The 3,857-nt window shown below is 46.2% G+C and carries 3 protein-coding genes and 1 pseudogene; 3 read left to right on the top strand and 1 reads right to left on the bottom strand.

From position 1 onward, the window contains the following. Positions 1-940 (top strand): hypothetical protein (locus KDK14_RS16400; RefSeq protein WP_257266252.1); only part of this gene is annotated, 940 nt, incomplete at its 5' end. A gap of 248 nt (positions 941-1,188) precedes the next feature. Here KDK14_RS16400 and KDK14_RS16395 read toward each other — a convergent pair. Beyond that, positions 1,189-2,967, bottom strand: a complete 1,779-nt coding sequence (locus KDK14_RS16395; protein WP_257266251.1) for an ankyrin repeat domain-containing protein — start codon at positions 2,965-2,967, stop codon at positions 1,189-1,191. A 211-nt stretch (positions 2,968-3,178) separates the two neighbouring features. Between KDK14_RS16395 and KDK14_RS16390 the strand changes: the two are divergent. Further along, positions 3,179-3,535: pseudogene (locus tag KDK14_RS16390) on the top strand (recombinase family protein); the annotation flags it as partial. Continuing rightward, on the top strand, positions 3,532-3,693 hold the full coding sequence (locus KDK14_RS16385; protein WP_257266250.1) for a hypothetical protein: 162 nt from the start codon (positions 3,532-3,534) through the stop codon (positions 3,691-3,693). The pseudogene KDK14_RS16390 and the gene KDK14_RS16385, both read left to right, overlap by 4 nt. Positions 3,694-3,857: the final 164 nt, after the last annotated feature.

The raw sequence follows: 3,857 nt of genomic DNA, 5'->3' as shown, positions 1-3,857 counted from the left end.
ATGCCCTTCAAACACTACCTATAAAAATTCTGGTTGCCCATGGCACGGGCCTATTAATGAGATCCTCGATCATCTTGATACATGTTCAAATATTCCTCCGGAAGATTGGAAAACTATGATGCAACACGGTCGTTCAGAGGATGCCAAAACCATAAAGAACCTCACTAATGTGGTAGCAGAGCTGAAATCAAAAATACAGGAGCAAAATTCCAGTACCTCGTTGCTACCTGGTATTCAGCAATTTCTATATGACCTTGAAAAGCGCAGCGCAGCTAATACTTGTCTTATTGGAAGCCTCCAAAACGAAATTTCCACTCTTCAGTTTAAAATTGACACTCTTCAGCTTGAGGGAGCGGCATCGGAAAATTTACCATTATCCAGCCTGGAGCCATTGGATGAAGCCGCATCAACGGTTGTTAATGGCGAATCCCGTACTTCCCTTGTCAACCCTCCTGGCTTGCCTGCAACTACCAGAACCCTTGCAGTCGATACAGACTTTATTGGACCAACCCCAGATGGTTGCTGGATATGGAGAATCGATAATTTTGAACACAAACGGAGCGAAGCTCAGGTTTTCGAGGAAAAAAGGGTAATACATTCACCTGAATTCAATACTCGTTCTGGTTATAAAATGCGTACCAGGGTCTACCTGGATGGTAATGGAATCGGTAGGAAGACACATATCAGCTTGTTCATATCTTTATTGAAAAGCAAATTCGATGCTGCTTTGCGTTGGCCACTCTCATTCAATGTTTCTTTTATGATTATCGACCAGCTTAAAGGTAATCACGAGATCGAAACTGGTCACATGAAGTTTCAAAGGCCAATAGGTGATAAAAAGTCCTTCCTCGGCTTTCCTTGCATTTTGCGACTCACTAATCTGGAGCATGGATACGTCGTGGATGACACGATGTTCATCAAGATCTTTATAAAAGATTGACTCCGTCGCAGTTGTGTTGAGATAGCTCCTACTGTTGTATATGGGCGTTCCATAAATACTTGACCAATCGTATATTTCTGGCTTGGTGGATAATCACTATGCAAGGCGGAGCGTAGGCAGCACAGCTATGTTAACGGAGTTTTAACGCCGCACAACTGCATGGATGCAGTAGCCAGAGCATCGCAGGAGCTGTTGCCTAGAGTGACTGATCATTTAGCCAGAAAACATGATTTCATCTGGTTAACTACTTAATACCCACCAGATTCATCAAACATGTGCAATTTATCAACTGGCCTCTTCAAACCCAGTAACTCCTCAAGTAGCTGTTTATTTTCATTCGATAAATCGCAAACCAACTCGCGTTGATGTTTACAGATCAATTTATGCAGTTCCTGATGTGACGACAGCAGTTGCCGTAATGATGTCAGCCGGTGGTCGAAAAGCCAGTCGTATAATTGAATATCTGAATCGATGGTTGAACGGTTGTTTTGCGGGGCTTTATTTTGATGACTACCATCAAACTTGGTCACTACTCCCTCGTCAGGCTTAGTTCTTTTAAATCTTTGCCGATCAGGCGCCAACTTGAGCTTGACAAAATCTGGGGGTTCAGCGTTGAAAATAGCTTCCATGCGATCCATGAAAGCGTCGGTGCAAGTGCGCATATAATGCTTGTACGGCTGGTAGATGAAAGGAAGAAGACTCATCTTTTCGGGGTGCTCACCCCTGGCTTGTGCCAGCAACACTGCAAGCTTCATTTTATTCTGGTCATTCAGGTTGCTGGCAATCATTTCAACCGTGTTATCGATCAGATAAAAAGCCTCTTGAAAGCCTTTCAGCAGTTTACCCATGTCCTCTGACCGGGTTTCCATCAATGTATCTGAAATTGCCCCTTTCAGAGCGTCAATATTTCTGGGGAAATGGTATTTATAGGCGGCTTTCAAGGCATGATTGCATAATACCAGCTTTGGATTCCACCCGCTATTTTCTTTGCTCTCTTTTTCAAAGGGACTGAAACACGCGGAAAGTAATGACTGTCCATCGTCGTCAATACCATTCAGGGCCAACCCTGATTTTATCCAGTAAACAAGTGTTTGGGTGTCCGTATAGAAGTTATAGCGATTCATCATCCTGACAAAACGCGATGCCTCGCTGGTGCATTGACTGATATCCAGCCCATAGTGAGCCAGCAGTCCCAGTTTTTCGCTGTTGAGTTGCCGGGCTTTGACAACTGCGCCAAGTGGACAGTATTCGGAACGGGTATCACCATCACCGATAGTGGCTCCGGCCCGCAAAAAAAGCAGTGGCGTACCACTCCATGAGTAATATGAACACATGGCTTCAATCAGGGCGGTGTTACCTTTGCTATTTTGTGCGTTAAGTATCTTCGGGTTTTCCCTGACTGCCTCCAGCAATATGACCATAAGCTCTGTGGGAGCACCAGCCTGGCAGACGTTATGTAATGGTGTGTCACCCAGACGATCGGGCTTCAGCGAAGCCCCGTTTTCCAAAAGCCATTTAACGACGTCATCTGGACGCTTTGGGTACAGACCCCAATACAAACTATTCCTCGGATAAATACAGCTTTCATGGCTAAACCGGTGCAACATGGTTTCCCCGGCATGGTTAATGGGCTGATCGATATCAACCCCCTCCTTACTAAAGTACCATTCCAGCTTGTCCAGAATATTTTGGTCATGCACGCCAAATGGTGAATACCAATGCACCGTATCATGGGAACCATATGCAGATACCTGACATATACTTCTGGATTGTTTGGCGTGAATATCGACGGACCTGTCCTGTAATAGCGTATCTAATTCCTGAATATCCGCATCGGTACGAAACAGCGTATCGCACTGACATTGGGGAGAGCGGAGCAATTGTGTTGTGGGGGTTTTGCACACGACCCGACCATCGAATTCTCCTGTATCGTCAGGCTGTATTGACAGGTGGTGGCAAACCACAGTGGGTACGGGAATAACCGACTTGAAAGCCGTGAGTGCCTCAGGCGTAACGTTATTATTCATAAAAAATCTTCCAGAATGCGTTTTATGTAAATTTCAATCGAAATAAATCCATTTAAAAAAGCGCAAGCCAATTGCTGGATATAAACAAATTCAGTCTGGTATAAAGTGGGAAATAATCAAGTTTACGGTTGGAGCGCACCCTTGGGACCGGGCGCAGAAGGGCTTGTTGCAGTTAACAAAAACCTACCTGTTGCGCCTCTAAAGGCTGGCAGTACGAAGTGATCTTGGCAGTGGTATGAACTACCGCAAAAAAAGCGTGCGACAACTGCTCAACCTGATTGTGTCCGGCCAGTTGGAACGATTGATCATCACCCACAAAGACCGCTTGTTACGATTCGGCGCGGAACTGGTATTCGCTTTGTGCGAAGCCCGGAACTGCGAAGTGGTTATCATCAACCCGGGTGATCAGCCTTCCTTTGAGGGGGCCGGCCAACCGGAAGAGCTGGCGATGGATTTTTTGGAGATTATCACTGTGCTTCCTGCTCGCCTTTACGGCAGCCGCAGTCGCAAAAACCAGCAGCTGATGGAGAAATTGACCAAAGTTGTAGAGGATACTGGGGAGCCATGAGCGAAGAAGCAGCCATGAGTGAAAAAGACTCGTTTCTGACTGACAGCCTGTCACTGACTTTCCAGACCCCCCTGAACATCTCCCCTGCCCAGAATGCCGCCCTGTCCGCTATAGCTGGGCTGATGTCGTCCATCGAACGTGGATTATATGTCCAGTGACGTAAGGGACAATCACTGGCTTCCCTGAAAAACAAGACCATTGCCCGTTACCGGATTCCTGCCCGGTACTTTAATGCAGCCAAGGCCAGCCTTGAGGGTAAGATTCGCTCAATCATATCCAATCTGGCAAACAATGAAGACAGTTACCAGCGTCGCATCAAGGC

The organism is Endozoicomonas sp. ONNA2, assembly GCF_024606365.1.
Classification (GTDB): domain Bacteria; phylum Pseudomonadota; class Gammaproteobacteria; order Pseudomonadales; family Endozoicomonadaceae; genus Endozoicomonas.
This window is presented reverse-complemented; position numbering and strand designations above follow the sequence as displayed.